Source organism: Streptomyces sp. NPDC050856 (assembly GCF_040653855.1).
In the GTDB taxonomy this organism is placed as follows: Bacteria; Actinomycetota; Actinomycetes; order Streptomycetales; family Streptomycetaceae; genus Streptomyces.
On sequence record NZ_JBFAGV010000004.1, the window covers coordinates 38,108 to 55,625 of the forward strand.

General features: G+C 72.7%; 11 protein-coding genes. 7 read left to right on the forward strand and 4 right to left on the reverse strand.

Translation table 11 applies throughout. From position 1 onward, the window contains the following. Positions 1 to 56: 56 nt before the first annotated feature. From AB0H53_RS05020 to AB0H53_RS05030, 3 genes are all read right to left on the reverse strand, one after another. The gene (locus AB0H53_RS05020; RefSeq protein WP_362107334.1) at positions 57 to 2,531 is read right to left on the reverse strand and encodes a SpoIIE family protein phosphatase; all 2,475 of its coding nucleotides are present in this window, start codon (positions 2,529 to 2,531) and stop codon (positions 57 to 59) included. Beyond that, a complete protein-coding gene (locus AB0H53_RS05025; RefSeq protein WP_362107337.1) occupies positions 2,516 to 4,600 on the reverse strand; it encodes a SpoIIE family protein phosphatase in 2,085 nt (694 codons plus the stop codon). The genes AB0H53_RS05020 and AB0H53_RS05025 overlap by 16 nt, the downstream gene beginning before the upstream one ends. 202 nt (positions 4,601 to 4,802) lie before the next feature. Then, positions 4,803 to 5,543 (reverse strand): class E sortase, encoded by a 741-nt coding sequence (locus tag AB0H53_RS05030; RefSeq protein WP_362107340.1) that lies wholly within the window; start codon positions 5,541 to 5,543, stop codon positions 4,803 to 4,805. Between the two features lie 393 nt (positions 5,544 to 5,936). Here AB0H53_RS05030 and AB0H53_RS05035 point away from each other — a divergent pair, with 393 nt between their 5' ends. Further along, positions 5,937 to 6,545: a DUF6328 family protein gene (locus AB0H53_RS05035; protein ID WP_362107342.1), complete on the forward strand. Its 609-nt coding sequence runs from the start codon at positions 5,937 to 5,939 to the stop codon at positions 6,543 to 6,545. A gap of 160 nt (positions 6,546 to 6,705) precedes the next feature. On the opposite strand, the gene AB0H53_RS05040 is transcribed toward AB0H53_RS05035, so the two are convergent. Then, positions 6,706 to 8,595 carry an NAD-binding lipoprotein gene (locus AB0H53_RS05040; RefSeq protein ID WP_362107345.1) on the reverse strand — a complete coding sequence of 630 codons (1,890 nt, stop codon included), beginning with the start codon at positions 8,593 to 8,595 and terminating at the stop codon, positions 6,706 to 6,708. A gap of 287 nt (positions 8,596 to 8,882) precedes the next feature. Between AB0H53_RS05040 and AB0H53_RS05045 the strand changes: the two genes are divergently transcribed. From AB0H53_RS05045 to AB0H53_RS05070, 6 genes are all read left to right on the forward strand, one after another. Then, on the forward strand, positions 8,883 to 10,847 hold the full coding sequence (locus AB0H53_RS05045) for an NAD(P)/FAD-dependent oxidoreductase (protein ID WP_362107348.1): 1,965 nt from the start codon (positions 8,883 to 8,885) through the stop codon (positions 10,845 to 10,847). 239 nt (positions 10,848 to 11,086) lie between these two features. Further along, positions 11,087 to 11,410: a MiAMP1 family antimicrobial peptide gene (locus AB0H53_RS05050; RefSeq protein ID WP_362107351.1), complete on the forward strand. Its 324-nt coding sequence runs from the start codon at positions 11,087 to 11,089 to the stop codon at positions 11,408 to 11,410. Positions 11,411 to 11,731: 321 nt separating this feature from the next. Further along, complete coding sequence (locus tag AB0H53_RS05055; protein ID WP_362107354.1) at positions 11,732 to 12,370, forward strand: hypothetical protein; 639 nt, start codon at positions 11,732 to 11,734, stop codon at positions 12,368 to 12,370. 649 nt (positions 12,371 to 13,019) lie between these two features. After that, positions 13,020 to 14,465, forward strand: coding sequence for a glyceraldehyde-3-phosphate dehydrogenase (locus AB0H53_RS05060; RefSeq protein ID WP_362107357.1), 1,446 nt, complete (start codon positions 13,020 to 13,022; stop codon positions 14,463 to 14,465). Between the two features lie 1,125 nt (positions 14,466 to 15,590). Beyond that, positions 15,591 to 16,604 carry a hypothetical protein gene (locus tag AB0H53_RS05065; protein WP_362107360.1) on the forward strand — a complete coding sequence of 338 codons (1,014 nt, stop codon included), beginning with the start codon at positions 15,591 to 15,593 and terminating at the stop codon, positions 16,602 to 16,604. 68 nt (positions 16,605 to 16,672) lie between these two features. Then, complete coding sequence (locus AB0H53_RS05070; RefSeq protein WP_362107362.1) at positions 16,673 to 17,518, forward strand: fumarylacetoacetate hydrolase family protein; 846 nt, start codon at positions 16,673 to 16,675, stop codon at positions 17,516 to 17,518.

The window sequence follows — 17,518 nt, forward strand, 5'->3', positions numbered from 1 at the left end:
GGCACGGGCGGCGGCGGGCCGGACCGGCCGGCGTCACGTGCCGCTGACGCGCCGTCTCATCCGGTCGGGCGGCGGCCCGGTCGCTCCGGTCGCCCCGCCGGCGGGAGCGACTGTTCGGTCCAGATGGTCTTGCCCTCGCGGGAGTACCGGGTTCCCCACCGGTCGGTGAGCTGGGCCACCAGGAACAGTCCGCGACCGCCCTCGTCGGTGCTGCGGGCCCGGCGCAGGTGCGGTGCGGTGCCACCGGTGTCGCACACCTCGCAGATGAGGTGGCGGTCGCGGATGAGCCGCAGGGCGATCGGTTCGCCACCGTACCGGTAGGCGTTGGTGACCAGCTCGCTGACGATGAGTTCGGTGGTGAAGGCCATGTCCTCCAGGCCCCACTCGGCCAGTTGGGAGGCCGTCAGCGCCCGGGCGCGGGCCGCGGCGGTCGCGTCCATGGGCAACTGCCAGGTGGCGACCTTCCCGTCCGCCAGGACGCGGGTACGGGCGACCAGCAGCGCCACGTCGTCGGTGGGGCGGGCGTGCAGCAGCGCGTCCTCCACCGCGGCGCAGGTCTCCTCCGGCGAGCGGGCGCGGGCGGTGTGCTCGTCGCAAGCGCCCAGCGCCCCCCGCAGCGCCGCCAGGCGCTCGTCGGGATCCTGGTCGCCGGAGCGGATGAGGCCGTCGGTGTAGAGGGCCAGCAGGCTGCCCTCGGCCAGCTCCAGGTCGGCTGACTCGAACGGCAGTCCGCCGAGGCCCAGCGGCGGTCCGGCGGGCAGGTCGAGCAGGCTCGCCCGCCCGCCGGGGGTCACCACGACGGGCGACGGGTGGCCGGCGCGGGCCAGGGAGCAGTACCGGCTGACCGGGTCGTAGACCGCGTACAGGCAGGTGGCGCCCACGACTTGGGGCGTGTCCTCACCGCCCGGCTCCTGCTCGGCGGCCAGTCGGTCCACCAGGTCGTCGAGGCGGGCCAGGACCTCGTCGGGGGTCAGGTCCAGGTTGGCCAGGGTGTGTACGGCGGCCCGCAGCCGGCCCATGGTGGCCGCGGCGTGCATGCCGTGACCGACCACGTCGCCGACGACCAGGGCGACGCGGAGCCCGGAGAGCGGGATGACGTCGAACCAGTCGCCGCCCACGCCGGTCGTGGCGTCGGCCGGCAGGTAGCGGTGGGCGAGTTCGGCCGCCGGGTGCTCGGGCACCCCGTGCGGGAGCAGGCTGTGCTGGAGGGTGAGGGCCGCCTGGTGCTGCTGGGTGTAGCGGCGGGCGTTGTCGACGCAGACGGCGGCGCGGGCGGCGAGTTCCTCGGCCAGGGTGAGGTCGTCCGCCTCGAACGGTTCGGCCCGCCCCGACCGGCGCAGCGACAGCAGGCCGAGCACGAGTCCCCGCGCCACCAGCGGCACCACCAGCAGCGAACGGGGGGCCGGTCCGGCCCCGTCCCCCTCCTCCCGCTCGTCCCGCAGGTTCCGCTCGTCCCGCGCCCGCTCGTCCAGGACCGGGCGCCGCTCCGTCAGGCAGCGCGCCTGCACGGTGCCCGGGACGACATGGATCGTCCGGCCCACCTGGCGGGCCTCCGCCCCGGTGTCCGGCAGGGTGCCGCGGACCGCCGACCGGCGCAGGGGGCCCAGGACCTCCTGGGCCGGTTCCTCGCCCCGGGTCACCGGCTCCAGCAGGTCGACGCACACGCCCTCGGCGAGCACCGGCACCGCCACGCCGGCCAGCTCACGGGCCGTCTCCGCCACGTCCAGCGCACTGCCGATACGGGCGCTCGCCTCGTTGAGCAGGGCGAGCCGGCGACGGGCCCGGTAGCGGTCCGTGACGTCCTCCACGGTCTGCGTCACCCCCAGGACCCGGCCGGCCGGGTCCTCCATGCGGAAGGCCGACACCGACACCACCAGCTCGCGGCCCGGATCGAGCCGCAGGGTGCAGGGCTGTTCGGTGAAGACCGAGGACTGGCCGGTCCTGAGCACCTCCCGCAGCTGGTCCTCCACCGTGTCGGTGTCCCGCTGGATCAGGAAGTCGCTGGTGCGCAGCCCCCGGTGCCCTTCGACCGGGATCCGGCTGAACCCGGCGATGGCCCGGTTCACCCGCAGGATCGTCAGGTCCGGGGCGTGGACGGACAGTCCGATCGGGGAGCGGCGGAACAGTCCGTCCAGGACCGACCGGTCCGTCTCCCACTGGACCACCTCATCGGCCGGCGCCCCCACGACGAACCACTCGCGGTGGGAGCCGCCCCGTTCGATCACCCGGGCCCGGCAGCCCACTTCCACACAGTGGCCGTCGCGGTGGCGGACGGGGACCACGCCGAACCAGCCCCGGTCCCGGACACACGCCGCCACCGCGTCCAGGACGACCCGGTGGTCGCCCGGGTGCACCAGGAAACCGGCCGACGGCCGCCCCAGCGCCTCCCGCGCCGCGTACCCGAGCAGTTCCTCGGCCCGGCTGCTCCAGCCGACGACCCGTCCGCCGTCGTCCAGCACCACCGAGGCCGCACGCCGCACCGCGAACGGATCCTCGGGGCCTTCGCTGAAGGTGGTCACCGGTGTGTCCATCGCTGCCTCTCGTGCGGGGTCCGGGGTGCTCTGGCGAGCAGTACCGCCACGTCGTCCTGGGCCGTGGACGGCAGCAGCCTGCCGAGGATGCCGTCGCAGATGTCGTCCAGGGGGTGGTCGAGGTGGAGCAGCGCCTCGGCGAGCTGCCCCATCCCCTGGTCGAGGTCCCGGTCACGGGCCTCGATGAGACCGTCGGTGTACAGCACCAGCAGGCTCCCGGGCGGCAGCGGCACCCGCTCGGTGCGGAAGTCCCGGCCGCCGGTGCCCAGCGGCGTCCCCGGCGGGCTGTCCAGGAACACGGTCGTCCCCCGGACGCCGGCCAGGGCGGGCGGAGGATGGCCGGCCCTGGCGATCAGGCACTCGCCGGCCACCGGGTCGTGGACCGCGTACAGGCAGGTCGCCATCTCGTTCTCGCCCAGGTCGGCGACGGCGGTGTCCAGGGAGGCGAGCATCCGGGCCGGGGGGATGTCGTGGCGGGCCAGGGTCCGCACCGCCGTGCGGAGCTGCCCCATGACGGCCGCCGCGTGGATGCCGTGCCCCATGACGTCCCCGATGACCAGCCCGGTCCTGCCGCCGGGCAGGGTGATGGCGTCGAACCAATCGCCGCCCACCTCGTGGTCGCTGGCCGGGAGGTAGCGTCCGGTGAGTTCGAGCCCGGCCACGTCCGGCAGCGCGTTGTTGGTGAGGCTGCGCCGCAGGGTGAGGGCGGCCTGCCGCTGGCCGGTGTACATGAGGGCGTTGTCGATGTTCAGCGCCGCCCGGGCGACCAGCTCGTCGACGAGCACGCACTCCTGCTCGTCGAACGGCCCCCGGTCGCGGGTCCGGGTCACCACCACCGCCCCGAGGACCTTCCCTCGGGCGACCAGCGGGACCAGCCGCGCCGAGCCCAGGGTCGCCAGGTAGGTCCGCAGGTGCTCCGCTCCCGGATCGGTGACCAGGGCGGGGATGTCGGTCTGGTAGAGGTCCAGGGGGCGTCCCTCGGCGATGACGTGCTCGTACACCGAGCCGAGCGGCAGTCGGTAGGTCAGCCCCGCCCGGAGGGCGTCGGCGGGGGCGGAGGGGTCGGTGAAGGCGATGGCCACCCGGCGCACCACCCCGTGGGTGGACGCGGCGGCCTCGTCGGGGTCGAGCACCTCCTCCAGCAGGTGCACGTCGGCGGAGTCGGCCAGCCGGGGCACCAGGAGCTGCGCGACCTCCTCGGCGGTCCGGCGCAGGTCCAGGGTGGTCCCTATGCGCGTTCCGGCCTCGGCCAGCAGGGAGAAGCGCCGGCGGGCCCGTTCGGCCTCGACCTGGGCCCGCTGCCCGTCGGTGATGTCGATCAGGGAGGCGACCAGGCCCAGCCGGCGGCCGGAGCCGTCCAGCAGCGGGGCGTAGGAACAGGACCAGGTGCGGTCGTGGTCGGGGTCGGCGGGGGTGCGGCCGGTGCGGCGGACGTCGACCACCGCCTCGCCGCTGTCCAGGACCTTCCGCATCGACCCTTCCAGGGCGAGCGCGTTGATCTGCGGGGCGACCTCGGAGAGCCGCCGTCCGAGGTGTTCGGCGGCGGACACGCCGTTCATCCGCGCCAGCGCCTCGTTGACCCGCAGGAAGCGCAGGTCGGGGCCGAGCATGGCCAGGCCGATGGGCGACTGGGTGAACAGGCCCTCCAGGGCCGCCAGTGAGTCGCGCATGCCCCGCACGGCGGAGGTCTCCACGGCGATGGACAGGGTGCCGGTCCGTCCCAGCCGGTCGGCGGCGGGGACGATCCACATCTCCATGGGCACCACGTGGCCGTCGCGGTGCCGCAGCGGGAGGGTGCCGACCACCGTCTCCCCCGCCTGGACCTTCCGGGTCAACCGCTCGGCGGCCGCCCGGTCGGGCCCGGGGATGAGGATCGGCCCGCCGTACCGGCCGATGAGCTGTTCGGGCGGGTAGCCGAGGAGGTCCTGGGCGGCCAGTGACCACTCCAGGACGCGCCCCTCCGCGTCGGCCCGCCACAGGGCGATCGGGAGCAGCTCGCGGAGCACCCCCGCGTATCCCACGGCCGTGCCGGGCTCCGGTGCGTCGCTCGTCCACTCGTGTGCGTCCACGCGGAACCTCACCTCGGGGTGTGGCGCGTCTGCCCGCCGGCCTCTCCCCGGCCACTGGGGCCGGTACATCATTCTCGTCCAAGGCCCCGGGAGGGGCGACCCGAGCCGGCGCCCCGGGCGGGCCCACTGCCCGGTGTCCCGGCCCGGTGTCCCAGCCCAGTGTCCCGGCCCGCGGGCCGCGACGGTCCGGCGGCGGTCCGGCTCAGGGCGCCTTCCGCGAGGAGACCAGCTCACCGATCTTGTCGATGCGGTGCTCCGGGTTGCCCTTCTCGTCGCGCCAGAAGTTGCCGGCCGCGTCGTCCTCGGGCGTGGCGCAGGTGGAGATGGTGATCATGGCCTTGACCGGTTTCCTGCCCGGCGCCCCGGGCACGTCGGCCCGCTGCTCGGCGAGGGAGCGCTCGGACCGGAAGGAGGTCTGCCGGGTGTCGGTGATCCGGTACTCGTGGACCCGGCCGCCCGACGTGACAAGGACAAGGTCCCCCTCGGCGAGGGCCGGCAGGTCGCGCAGCGGGCCGCCGGCGGAGAGCCGGTGCGCCGTCACCAGATAGTTTCCCACCTCGCCGGGACCGACGCCCCCGTGCCGGCCGTACGGGCTGGCGGCGACGCCGCGGTCCTGGATGCGCGTACCGGCCCAGTCGTCCGTCGTCCCCGCGTACGGGACCACCCGCAGGTCGCGGAGGCCGATCGACGGGATGGCGAGCAGCGCGGTCTCGGTCCGGGGGTCGGTCTTGTCGGCCGCCGGCCGCCCGGGGGACGCGGCCACCGCGACCGGCGCGGGCACGGCGGCCCGGCCCGGCGCGTCGGCCGGGGAGGAGACGGCCACCGTCCGTCCGGAGGCGGACGGGGGCGGCACGGGCGCCGAGGCCGACGCCGGAGCGGCCGCGCAGCCGACGGCGGCGGCCACCGCGGCGAGCGCGGCGGGAAGGGTTCGGTAGCTGTGCATGGCGATCCGCATCCGTGGCCGGGACGTACGGGACGGGCCGTGAGGGCGGGTACGAAGCAGGGGAACAGGGGTGGGCCCTCTTCCAGCAAAGCACATCATTTCGGTCAGGTGTTCCCGTCCGGGTCGTTCCCGCCCGACCGGGTCCGGCGCCGGCACGGCACCGGCACGGCCCTGGCGGACCGGCACCGACCGGGTCCGCGCGATGCCTTCCGCGTCGACGCGGAAGGCGATGACCCGGCCCGGTGGAAGCGGTACGTGTCACCGGACCTGCCCCACGGCCCGCCCCGCGGCGGGTGACCCCGACCGGGTGACCCCTCCGGCGCGTCCGGCCCCTCACCCGCATGGACCGCTCCCGCACGGGGCAGCAGGTCCGCCTGAGGTCTGGAGGGTGCCATGAGCATGATGGAACAGTCGGCCGAGTCGGGAGCCGATGACCGCCCGTGCGACCGGTGCGCGGTGACCGACGCGTCCGCGTCCGTGTCCTCGCCGCGGTTCGAGCGGCCCGAGACGGCACGCGAGCGGGTCAACCGCCGCTGGAACGAGGTCCTGCAGGAGACCCGGGTCGCCCAGACCGGTGTGCAGATCCTCTTCGGGTTCCTGCTCAGCGTGGCCTTCACCCCGCTGTTCCGGGACCTCGGCACCTTCGACCGTGTCGTCTACGTCATCACCGTGGTGCTCGGGGCGGCGGCCACGGGGTCGCTGATAGCCCCCGTCTCCATTCACCGCTTCCTGTCCGGCCAGCGGATGAAGGACGAAGTGGTCGAGACGGCCGGCCGCCTGATGATGTACGGCATGGTGCTCCTCGCCCTCACCATCGGGTGCACCCTCCTGCTGATTCTGCGCGTGGTGGTGCCCGGCCTGCTCGCCGAGGCGCTGGCCGGCGGAGTGATGCTGTGGTTCGGCCTCTGCTGGTACGCGCTGCCGCTGCGGCTGCGGCGCCGCGCCGCCCGGCGCCCGGGCACCGGCCGGGCACGGCCGCCCGCCCCGGGCGCCCGGGGGTGACGCCCCCTCGGACCGGCCACCGGGAGCGGCCACGCGCCGGGGGCGGGGCCGACCGGTCGGCACGTCACCACCGGTGGCCACGGGTATGCGAGAAACCCGCCGTCCGACGCGAGGCCACCCGTGCTGATCGCCCTCCGCCACGAGTGGCCGTGCCGGGTGGTCAGTCCTCCGCCAGCACGATGACGCGGTCCCCCGCCCGGAACCGCACCGTCTCCCGTTTGTCCGGGTTGAGGCGGACGCCGCGCGACGGGTCGGCCGCGGCCCGCGCGTGGACGCGGTAGCCGATGGCGCACTGGCCCCGGCGCCGGGCGGACTCCACCACCGTCGCGAAGGTGACCTCCCGGCCGGGCAGTACGTAGTCCGACGCGGGCTTGAGGTGGATCTCACTGCCTTCCGGCGTGAAAAGACGCGCGAAGAGGTCGGCAAGGTGACGGTTCTCGGCGATCTGCGTCATCAGCAGACTGATCAGCCGGCCACTGACGATGAAGTCGGCGCCCTCCCTCACCGGCGCGAGCAGCCGGTTGCGGTCGTCGTACATCTCCGTGACGACGGAGAGCGCCCGGCCGCTGGCCTCGGCCAGGGCACGCAGGTGCAGCAGTGTGACCAGCGTCCGGTCGTCGGTGTCGACGGCGTCCGCGCCCCCGGGAGCGTCGTAACCGAGGACGATCACACTGTCGTACGACGGCACGTCCAGGGCCTCCAGGGTCCGCGGTTCCGCGATGTCCCCGTCGTGGAAGGTGACGGCGAGGCGCTCCGCCGCCGCGCCGATCCCGCGCAGCGAGCGGATCGTCTCCTCCGCGCCGTGGGCGACCACGTCCAGCACCGAGCCCCGGCGCACGCTCCGGTCGAGCTGGGCGACGATCACCGGGGCCCGCCGGTTCCACCCCAGGAGCAGCAGCCGCTCGGGGGACGCCTCCCGTGGCCGGGGGCTGACGATCGCGTCCGCGTCGACGGGCGCGGGGGCCTCGGCGAGGGCCGCCGTGTCGTCGTCCTCCGTGATCAGGACGATCCGGTCGTCGGCGGTGAGCGGGGTTTCCGGGGGCGGGTTGAGGACGACGGTCCCGTCGGGACGCAGCAGGCCGGCGACCGACGAGGTGTGGTACGCGAGGAGGGCGTCCCCGAAGGGCCGTCCGGTCAGGGCGGGTTCCGTGACGGTGTAGAACTCGTCACCGGAGAAGTCCAGCAGGTCCTGGTAGACCAGCGACAGGCCCGGCTGGCGCGAGGTCTGCACGATGAGCCGGGCGGTGACCTCGTCGATGTTGAGGACCGTGCCGCCGGGTCCCGCGGCCAGCTCGGCGGCCAGGTGGTGGCAGGCCTCGCGGACGGCGGCCACCACCACGGCCGGGCCCGGCACGGCGGCGTCGAGCGCCAGCAGCGTCTTGACCACCTGGATGTCGCCGCCCTCCCGGCCGTCGGAGAGGACGATGACCGCGTCGGCGGTCTGCGGGCTGACCCGGGCCAGGACCGCCGGGTCGGTGGTGGAACCGTGGCGGCAGATGATCCGGGTCGCGCCCGTGTCGCCGATCCTGGTGCTGATCTCGTCCTCCATCTCGACCTTGTCCTTCGGGGCCAGGATGGCGACGGCCGCCCTGCGCTGGTTGGCCTTGGCGGCCACCAGCTCGGCGACGACCGGGAAGATCTGGTCCGACCAGCCGAGCAGGACGGTGTGGTGCTCCTCCAGGACCACCGACCTGCCGAGGCGCAGGGCCATGATCTGCTGGTTGAAGCCCGTGGTGATCAGGCTGACGAGAGACGACACGAAGAGCAGTGCCACCAGGGCGAGCAGTACGGAGAGCGCCACGTACGCGGGGCTGCCGACCACGCCGCCGATCTTGAGTGTCGTCCCCACGCTGGTCCAGACGGCCGCCGCCCGGCCGGACAGGGAGCGCGGCGCGCCGTCGTCGACCAGCACCAGGCCCACGCTCGCCGGGACCACGATCAGCAGGCAGCCCAGGGTGAGCCAGCCGATCAGTACGGGCGTACCCCGGGCGATGACGTTGTCGAAACGGTAACGAGCGCGCGACCAGGCGGCGTCCAAGCGCTCTCTCATACGGTGTTCTCCCCCAACCAGGGCCGACGGCGCCGCCTCTCGGCCGTGTGCCGCGGGCTGCCGCCCCGGCCGGTACCGGCGCCGGCGCGGAACACCTCCGGCGCCGCGGTGTGCCGGGACGGTGTGAGCCGGGACGGGGGCCGGGACGGTGTGCCGGGCGACGAAATGGAGGACCCAAGCTAGCGGGCGGCGGTCCTGGCTGCCCCGAGGAATCGATTCTCCTTCTCGTTCAGGTGAAACCGCACGTCGGACCAGTGCCGGGGCCGGGCGGAGCAGTTCTCCAGATCATGAAATCCTCTCAGCGGTTGACACGACGTCAGCTCACGGCCACGGCGGGCACGGCGGCCGGCGGCGCGGTCCTCGCCACTCTCGCCGGGCCCGCCGGCGCCCGTGCCCGCGCCCCGCTCGCGGCGCCGGAGGCGGTGCCCGCCGCCGGCCGGTCGACCGCCGACTGGCAGACCTGCCTCACCGTCGCCCGTGCCCTGCTGGTCCTCGACGAGGACGACCAGCCCCTGGTGCCGCGCTACCGGAAGGTCCTGCTCGACGGCGGCCTGCCCCGGGCGGCCACGAAGCCCAAGAAGGTCCTGGTGCTCGGAGCCGGAGCGGCCGGCATGGTCGCCGCCCACCTGCTCCGGGAGGCCGGGCACGAGGTCACCGTCGTCGAGGCCAACGGCAACCGCGCCGGCGGCCGCATCAAGACGTTCCGCACCGGTGGCCACGAGAACGCCGAGCAGCCGTTCGCGGACCCCCGGCAGTACGCCGAGGCGGGCGCCATGCGCATCCCCGGCAGCCACCCCCTGGTCATCGGCCTCGTCGACCGGCTGGGCATCGAGCGGCGGCCCTTCCGCTACGTCGACACCGACGAGGACGGCACGCCGCGCCACCGCACCTGGATCCGGGTCAACGGCATCAGGACCCGTCGCGCCGACTACGCCAGGAACCCGCAGGCGGTCAACCGCTCGTTCGGCGTGCCGAGGAAGTACGAGAACGTGCCGGCGGCGGACATCGTGCGCCAGGCCCTCGATCCGGTCCGCGACGAGTACAGCACGGTCGGCGCCGACGGAGTGCGGCGCAACAAGGCGATGCCCGCACTGCTGGAGGGGTGGGCGCGTGTCGTCCAGCGTTTCGGCGACTGGTCGATGTACCGCTTCCTCACCGAGCACGCGAAACTGGACGAACGCACCGTCGACCTGATCGGGACCCTGGAGAACATGACCTCCAGACTCCCACTCTCCTTCATGCACAGCTTCATCAGCGCCTCCCTGATCAGCCCGGGCACCGCCTTCTACGAGCTGACCGGCGGCACCGCCGTGCTGGCCGACGCCCTGCTCGGCCAGGTGCGCGACGCCGTGCGCTTCGACCGGCGCGTCACTCGCATCGAGACACGGGACGAGGGCCCCGCCGTCCGGATCGACACCGTCTCCGAGGGGCGTGACGGCACGGTGGTGCGCGAGGAGTTCACCGGCGACGCGGCCATCGTCACCATCCCCTTCTCCGGCCTCCGGCATGTGCAGATCTCGCCCCAGCTCTCGTACGGGAAGCGGCGCGCGGTGTGCGAGGTGCACTACGACAGCGCGACGAAGGTCCTGCTCGAGTTCAGCCGCCGCTGGTGGGAGATGGGCGAGAGCGACTGGCGCAGAGAGCTGGAGGCCATGGAGCCCGGCCTGTACGACCGGTACCGCACGGGGCGGGTACCGAACGACGGCCGGCTGCTCGGCGGACACCCCTCCGTCCCGCGCGGTCACCTGACGGAGGCTCAGCGCACCCATTACGCGGCCAACGCGTGGGTCTCCCGTGACCAGCCGGAGGCGGCCGAGGTCATCGGGGGCGGCTCGGTGACGGACAACCCCAACCGCTTCATGTTCCATCCGTCGCACCCGGTGCCCGGCAGCGACGGCGGAGTGGTGCTGGCCTCCTACAGCTGGGCCGACGACGCCCGGCGCTGGGACGCCTACGACGACGAGGCCCGGTACGCGCTCGCCCTGCGCGGCATGCAGGAGGTGTACGGGCAGCGTCTGGAGGTGTTCTTCACCGGCGTGGGCCGTACACAGAGCTGGCAGCGCGACCCGTACGCCTATGGCGAGGCGTCCGTCCTGCTGCCCGGCCAGCACACCGAGATCTTCCCCGAGATGCGCACCGCGGAGGGCCCGCTCCACTTCGCCGGGTGCCACACGTCGCTCAAGCCGGCCTGGATCGAGGGAGCGCTGGAATCCGCCGTGCGCGCGGCGCTGGAGGTGCACGGCGGCCACTGACGGCGGCCGGCGGCCCGGCGCGGCCCGAGAGGGACCGCGCCCGGCCGCCGCGCCCGCGCTTGGTGGAGCGACCCCCGTGCCGCCCCGGTGGTGGACGCGCGGGAGTGCGCCCGGCGGGACACACTCCCCTCCCCCGCCTCCGCCCGCCCCCGCCACCCCCGACTACCGTGTGCGCACACATGGGTACTCAAAGCTACGTGTCTCGTGAAACCGGCACATCGACACCACCGAGGAGTCCCATGCACAAGCGTCGTACGCTCCGCACCGCCGTCACCTCCGCCGCCATGACCACCGTCCTCGCGCTGGGCACCGGCACCGCCTTCGCGAGCAGCTTCCTCAGCTGGGAGGGCCCACAGGACACCGGCCGGGCCAGGGAGCTCAGCGCCTGCGGATGCAGCAACATCGACCCCAATTTCCGCGCCGCCTACCGGTTCACCTACACCGGCCAGACAGCGGCCATGTACAACGAACCCAACTGCCGCGGAACGAGCCACTACACCTTCCGGGGCAACGCGTCGAGCAAACAGCCCTTCGGCTGGCGCAGCATTTTCATCCACTGCTGACCGGTCCCCAGCGGCGTCCGCTTCCTCCCTTCCGGCGGGTCGGGAGGGAGCGTCGCCGTGTGCCCCGACGGCGCCATGAGTCGCGGACAGCGGGTCCCGGCGCACCCGATCCGCGGTATCGGCGTCCGGCACCCGGCGGAATTTCCGTTTCCACGTTCGACCTACCGCGACGATTGCCCCTTTGTGTCCTATATTGCCGACCCGGGCCGCTTCCGGGCGGGAAGACGGCCGCGGAAAGCGGCAGCCTCGCGTTTCCCCGGGCACGGCGGACGGATCCGCGTCCTGACACGACAGCGACCGAGAAGGGGCCACTCTCCCATGGTGACCAGACGCAGCCTCGTCCATCTCGGCGGCCTGACCGCCGCCGCGTGGGCACTGGGAAGCCGGCGGCAACTCGCCGGGGCGGCCACCCCGGAACCGCCTCCGGTGGGGGACCACATCCCGGCGACGGAACTCGCGGATCCGTTCCTCTGCCCGGTGCCCGCCGGCCACGACCCGGAGGTGATCAGGATCGTCCATCGGGTGGGCCGCGACCTCGCCGTCAACGACAAGGTCATGCTCGCCGGATTCGAGGCCGGCTGGGTCGAGTCCCACATGAACAACCTGCCCTGCGGCGACAAGGATTCCGTCGGCGTCTTCCAGCAGCGCCCCAGCCAGGGCTGGGGCACACCCGAGCAGTGCATGGACGTGGCGTACGCGTCCAACTCCTTCTTCACCCGGGCCGTCGAGGTCGATCGGCAGCATCCCGAGTGGACCGCCGGCCAGGTCGCGCAGGGAGTGCAGCGCTCCGCCTTCCCCGAACGGTACGACCAGGCCGAGGCCAAGGCGCGGGCGCTCCTCGAAGAAGCCGCCGGGGACAGCGCCGGTGAGCTTCCCACGGTGCCGGACGAGTGGGGCGACGTGTGGGCCGGCCTGCGAGGCACCCCGGGGCCGGCCACGGACGGCACGTTGTCGCGCTGACACCCGCGTCATGGCCGGGGGTGCGGCCGGGCACCCCGGCTCACCGCGTGCCGGGCCCGGCGGATTCCCGGTGCCCCCGGTCACTCCCCTCCCCGCCCCGGGAACCGGGGCGACACCCCGGGAGCCGGGCCGGCGCCCCCCGAGCAGGCCGGTCGGCGCGACTGCTCCGAACCGGCCTCGACGGCCCGGCCGCGCCCCGGCACCGGCCCGCGCGGTCCACGGGCCCGGGCACTCCCCGGGCCCGGGCCGCACCCCCTTCGGTCACCGGGACCACACGGCCGCACCGCCCACGTCCACCCCGAGCCGTCACGGCGCGCCGGCCCGCCCCGTCCCGACCCGCTTCGGGCGCCGGGGCCGGGCCCGCCCGGACGCGCGGCTCCGGCCACGGCCCAAGGGGAGGTCCGGTGAGCGGTCGCGGCCGGACGCGGCCGTGCCACCGGTGGGGAACCGATCGGCACCGCCACCGTCCGACGGCACGGAACGTGGGTGAACGCGGACGAACGGGCCCGCCAATGCCGCAAAGCGCCCAGGTTCTGGCGCTGCTTCCGCCGTGGCCCGGCCACGTCAACCCGGTCGCACGGCACCCCTTGAAGGATCGACGTGGGGGCGGGTTAGCATATGAGCGCCGCCTAGCTCGAAAGATAAACCTGTGACTGTCAATGACGACTCGTTCACCAATTGGAAGAACCGCGAGGAGATCGCGGAGTCGATGATCCCGATCATCGGGAAGCTGCACCGGGAGCGGGACGTCACCGTCCTGGTCCACAGCCGCTCCCTGGTGAACAAGTCGGTGGTCAGCATCCTGAAGACTCACCGCTTCGCCCGGCAGATCGCTGGTGAGGAGCTCTCGGTCACCGAGACGCTGCCGTTCCTGCAGACGCTCACCACGCTGGATCTCGGGCCCTCCCAGATCGACATCGGCATGCTCGCCGCGACGTACAAGACCGATGACCGCGGTCTGTCCGTGGCGGAGTTCACCGCCGAGGCGGTCGCCGGTGCCACGGGTGCCGACAAGATCGAGCGCCGGGAGCCGCGCGACGTCGTCCTCTACGGCTTCGGCCGCATCGGCCGCCTCGTCGCCCGTCTGCTGATCGAGAAGGCCGGCTCCGGCAACGGGCTGAGGCTGCGCGCCATCGTGGTCCGCCAGGGTGGTGACCAGGACATCGTCAAGCGGGCCTCGCTGCTGCGCCGCGACTCCATCCACGGTCAGTTCCAGGGCACGATCACCGTCGACGAGGCGAAGAGCACGATCGTCGCCAACGGCAACGAGATCAAGGTGATCTACGCCAACGACCCCTCGGAGGTCGACTACACGGCGTACGGCATCAAGAACGCCATCCTCATCGACAACACCGGCAAGTGGCGCGACCGCGAGGGGCTGTCGAAGCACCTGCGCCCCGGCATCGACAAGGTCGTCCTGACCGCGCCGGGCAAGGGTGACGTCCCCAACATCGTGCACGGCGTGAACCACGACACGATCAAGCCCGACGAGCAGATCCTGTCCTGCGCCTCCTGCACCACCAACGCGATCGTCCCGCCGCTGAAGGCGATGGCCGACGAGTACGGGGTGCTGCGCGGCCACGTGGAGACCGTCCACTCGTTCACCAACGACCAGAACCTGCTGGACAACTACCACAAGGCCGATCGCCGCGGCCGCTCGGCGCCGCTCAACATGGTCATCACCGAGACCGGTGCCGCCTCGGCCGTCGCCAAGGCGCTGCCCGACCTCGACGCGCCGATCACCGGCAGCTCGATCCGGGTGCCGGTCCCGGACGTCTCGATCGCCATCCTCAGCCTGCGGCTCGGACGCGAGACCAACCGTGAGGAGGTCCTCGACTACCTCCGCAACGTGTCGCTGACCTCGCCGCTCAAGCGCCAGATCGACTTCACCACCGCCCCCGACGCGGTTTCGAGCGACTTCATCGGCTCGCGCCACGCCTCGATCGTCGACGCCGGCGCCACCAAGGTCGACGGTGACAACGCGATCCTCTACCTGTGGTACGACAACGAGTTCGGCTACTCCTGCCAGGTGATCCGCGTCGTCCAGCACGTGTCCGGGGTGGAGTACCCGACCTACCCGGTTCCGGTGGTCTGACCCCGGCGGTCCGGCCGAACCGGCGTCCCGGCAGGCGGGGTGGCGGTGGGGCCGCGTCCGGACACCCGACGGGGTGTCCGGCGCGCCCCCGCCGCCACCCTTTCGTATGACCCCTTGCGCGCCGTGCTTCCGTACGGCGCGCGCCCCCTCCGGCGCCGTGCGCGCCGGCCCCGCCCGTGCCCGCGCTCCCTCACCCCCTGAGCCCGCGGCCCCTCCGCGACACGGTGGTCTTCTCCTGACCACGGTCCGCCGAGTCAACCCCGGCCGCCAGATCGGCCAGAACCGACCGCCGCGGGGAAGATCGTGATGACCGCCGGGGCGTGGACCACGTGTCCGCCCGGCGCGACGGCCGGCCTCCCGCCCGCCCGCCACCAGTCACAACAGCCGGCGCACCCACCCGGTGGCTGACACCGCGTCATGAACCATCACCGGCCGCACGTCCGGGCACGTGCTCGCGTTCCGGCCAAATGGCTGGCCACGGCAGGCAATTGACGAATGCACCGTTCACTCCCGGGCACTGGTACCTCGTGCGTGTCAGCACCTGATCCGAGTGGCACCCACACCGAGCGCGCAGCAGGTCGAGCAGTCGAGCCGGGGAGCTGAGGGTGGGGAATCCGAAAGTCGCGTCATGGCGGACGCCGTCGTTTCGCGAGGGAGTCCTCATCCGCGCCGGCGACCCCGGCGGAAGAGGCGACGAGCCCGCCGGTGCGGGTCACTCGCCGCGCCATTCCAGCTTTCCGCGAACCGAGTACGGTCATTGTTCCCCGGAAGATACGTGCAACGTAAACCGGTCGGCGTCGACGCGTTTTCCTCCCGTACGGCCGGTGAGCCCGACGCCCGCCCGTACGGCCGCAGGCCGCGGTGACACGTGCCAAGGTGACACGTGGAGCCCCGGAAGGTGGACGAACGACTCCGGCAGAAAGTCTCCGAGGCTTCACCGAAAGCCCTCGCCGTAATCCGACTCCCTCACGCAACGATCGACCGAAGTCCGCGCTGCCGTCCGGTCGCGGACAACCTTCCCGGCATCGCCGCTGACCCCGGTATCGAGTCATGTCTCCCGCCGGTCTCACGCCCCATGAACATCGTGTGCGTCACAAGTGCTGTCCAAAACAAGGAGTACACGCAATGTCTTTAGCAGGCGGTCAGCTCAAGGTAACGTCGAAGATCGAATTGCTCGACTGCACACTCCGCGACGGTTCGTACGCCGTCGACTTCCAGCTCGACGAGGGGTTCGTGACGAACCTGCTCTCCCGGCTCAACTCGATACCGGTCTCCAGGGTGGAGGTCGGCCACGGCATCGGACTGGAGGCCGAGCGGACCGGCATCAAGGCCTGCAACATCGACCACTACCGCTGGGCCGAGATCGCCGGTTCGACGCTGACCGACAAGCCCTGGGGCATGTTCGCCCAGCCGGAGTTCACCCGGCTGGACACCATCGCGGCAATGACCGAACGCGGCATGTCGTTCGTCCGGATCGGCATGGAGCCGGACAAGGTGCCCGGGAACCTCGACTACCTGCACCGCGCCACCGAGGTGTGCGGGGAGGTGTACCTGAACCTGATGAAGTCGAGCGCGACGCCGGTCCCCGAGCTGGTCGGCCTGCTCGACGGGGTGGGTCCGGCCGTCCGGGGCGTCTATGTCGTGGACTCCTACGGCGCGATGCTGCCGGCCGACGTCCACCGCTATGTGAGCGCGGTGCGGGAGCACTTCGACGTCGTCGGGTTCCACGGCCATGACAACCTCGGCATGGCCAACATCAACAGCATCACCGCCCTGCAGGCCGGGGCCACCATCGTGGACGCCACGCTCAACGGCATCGGCCGGGGCTCGGGGAACGCCGCGATCGAATCGCTGGCCGGGGTCATCAAGCTCCTGGAGGACGACCAGTTCGACTACCAGGAACTGGCGAAGCTGGCCGAGTACTGCCGGGTCAACATGGACGCCATCCGCGAGGACCGCACCATGCAGGTCCTCGGCGCGGTGATCGGTATCCACTCGGGCTTCTTCCCGCTGGTGGAGCAACTGGCCGAGGAGTACCACGCCGATCCGGCGCGCCTGATGGAGACCGCGGTCCAGATCGCCGACCACAGCCCGCGCAAGGACGACTTCCGCACCGCGGCGAGCAGGATCACGGCCTAGGTCACGCCCGGAGGCGCAGCCGTCGGACCGGGCCCCGGTCCGACCGATCCCCGAACGGAGGAGGCACAGTGAAATTCACCAGAAGCGGCCGGGACGCGGACGGACGTGACATCGCCGTGGCGCACCACGACAGGTGGCTCCCGCTGACCGGCCTTCCGGGTTACGAGGACGTCACCCGGATCAGTGACCTCACCGGTGAGCGCGGACTGCGCGGGCTGGCCGAGACCATCGAGCGGCGGGGCGAGGACCTCACCCCCGTCGACCCGGACCTCTCGGCCGCCGCCACCGTCCTCGACCACGGCACCGACATCTGGGGCGCGGGGCTCAACTACCGGCGCCACTCCGACGACCTCGACTCGGAGCAGCCGGCCTCGGGCCCCGGTTCCTACCTGCGGCCGGGCAACTGCCTGATCGGCAACGGCGGTCACATCGAACTGCCGACCCAGTCCAAGCGCGTCACCGCCGAGGCGGAACTGGGGCTGATCATCGGTACCACGTGCAAGAACGTCGCATGGGACGACTGGCGTTCCGTCGTGGCGGGCGTCACCGCCGTCCTCGACATGACCGCCGAGGACGTGATCCGCGAGAATCCCCGCTACATCCCCTGGGCCAAGGGCTTCGACACCTTCTGCAGCGTCGGCCCGGTCCTGGTGACCCTGGACGAATTCGGTGACGACGCGCTCCGGTCCCTGCGCATCGCCACCGTGCGGAACGGGGAGACGGTCGCGTCGGCGACCCCGGCGGACATGAAGTACGACCTGGGCTATCTCGTGGAGTACTTCACCGCGGGCCGCACGCTCCGACCGGGCACGGTGATCTGCACCGGAACCCCGGGAGCCACGGTGATCAGCCCCGGCGACACGGTCCAGGCGGTCGTCGAGCACGTCGGCACGCTGACCCATCCGGTCCGGTAG

Bases quoted from the DNA above. Each gene is read 5' to 3' on its own strand.
- AB0H53_RS05020 (WP_362107334.1), bottom strand. From the start codon at position 2,531: ATGGACACACCGGTGACCACCTTCAGCGAAGGCCCCGAGGATCCGTTC.
- AB0H53_RS05030 (WP_362107340.1), bottom strand. From the start codon at position 5,543: ATGCACAGCTACCGAACCCTTCCCGCCGCGCTCGCCGCGGTGGCCGCC.
- AB0H53_RS05035 (WP_362107342.1), top strand. From the start codon at position 5,937: ATGAGCATGATGGAACAGTCGGCCGAGTCGGGAGCCGATGACCGCCCG.
- AB0H53_RS05040 (WP_362107345.1), bottom strand. From the start codon at position 8,595: ATGAGAGAGCGCTTGGACGCCGCCTGGTCGCGCGCTCGTTACCGTTTC.
- AB0H53_RS05045 (WP_362107348.1), top strand. From the start codon at position 8,883: ATGAAATCCTCTCAGCGGTTGACACGACGTCAGCTCACGGCCACGGCG.
- AB0H53_RS05050 (WP_362107351.1), top strand. From the start codon at position 11,087: ATGCACAAGCGTCGTACGCTCCGCACCGCCGTCACCTCCGCCGCCATG.
- AB0H53_RS05065 (WP_362107360.1), top strand. From the start codon at position 15,591: ATGTCTTTAGCAGGCGGTCAGCTCAAGGTAACGTCGAAGATCGAATTG.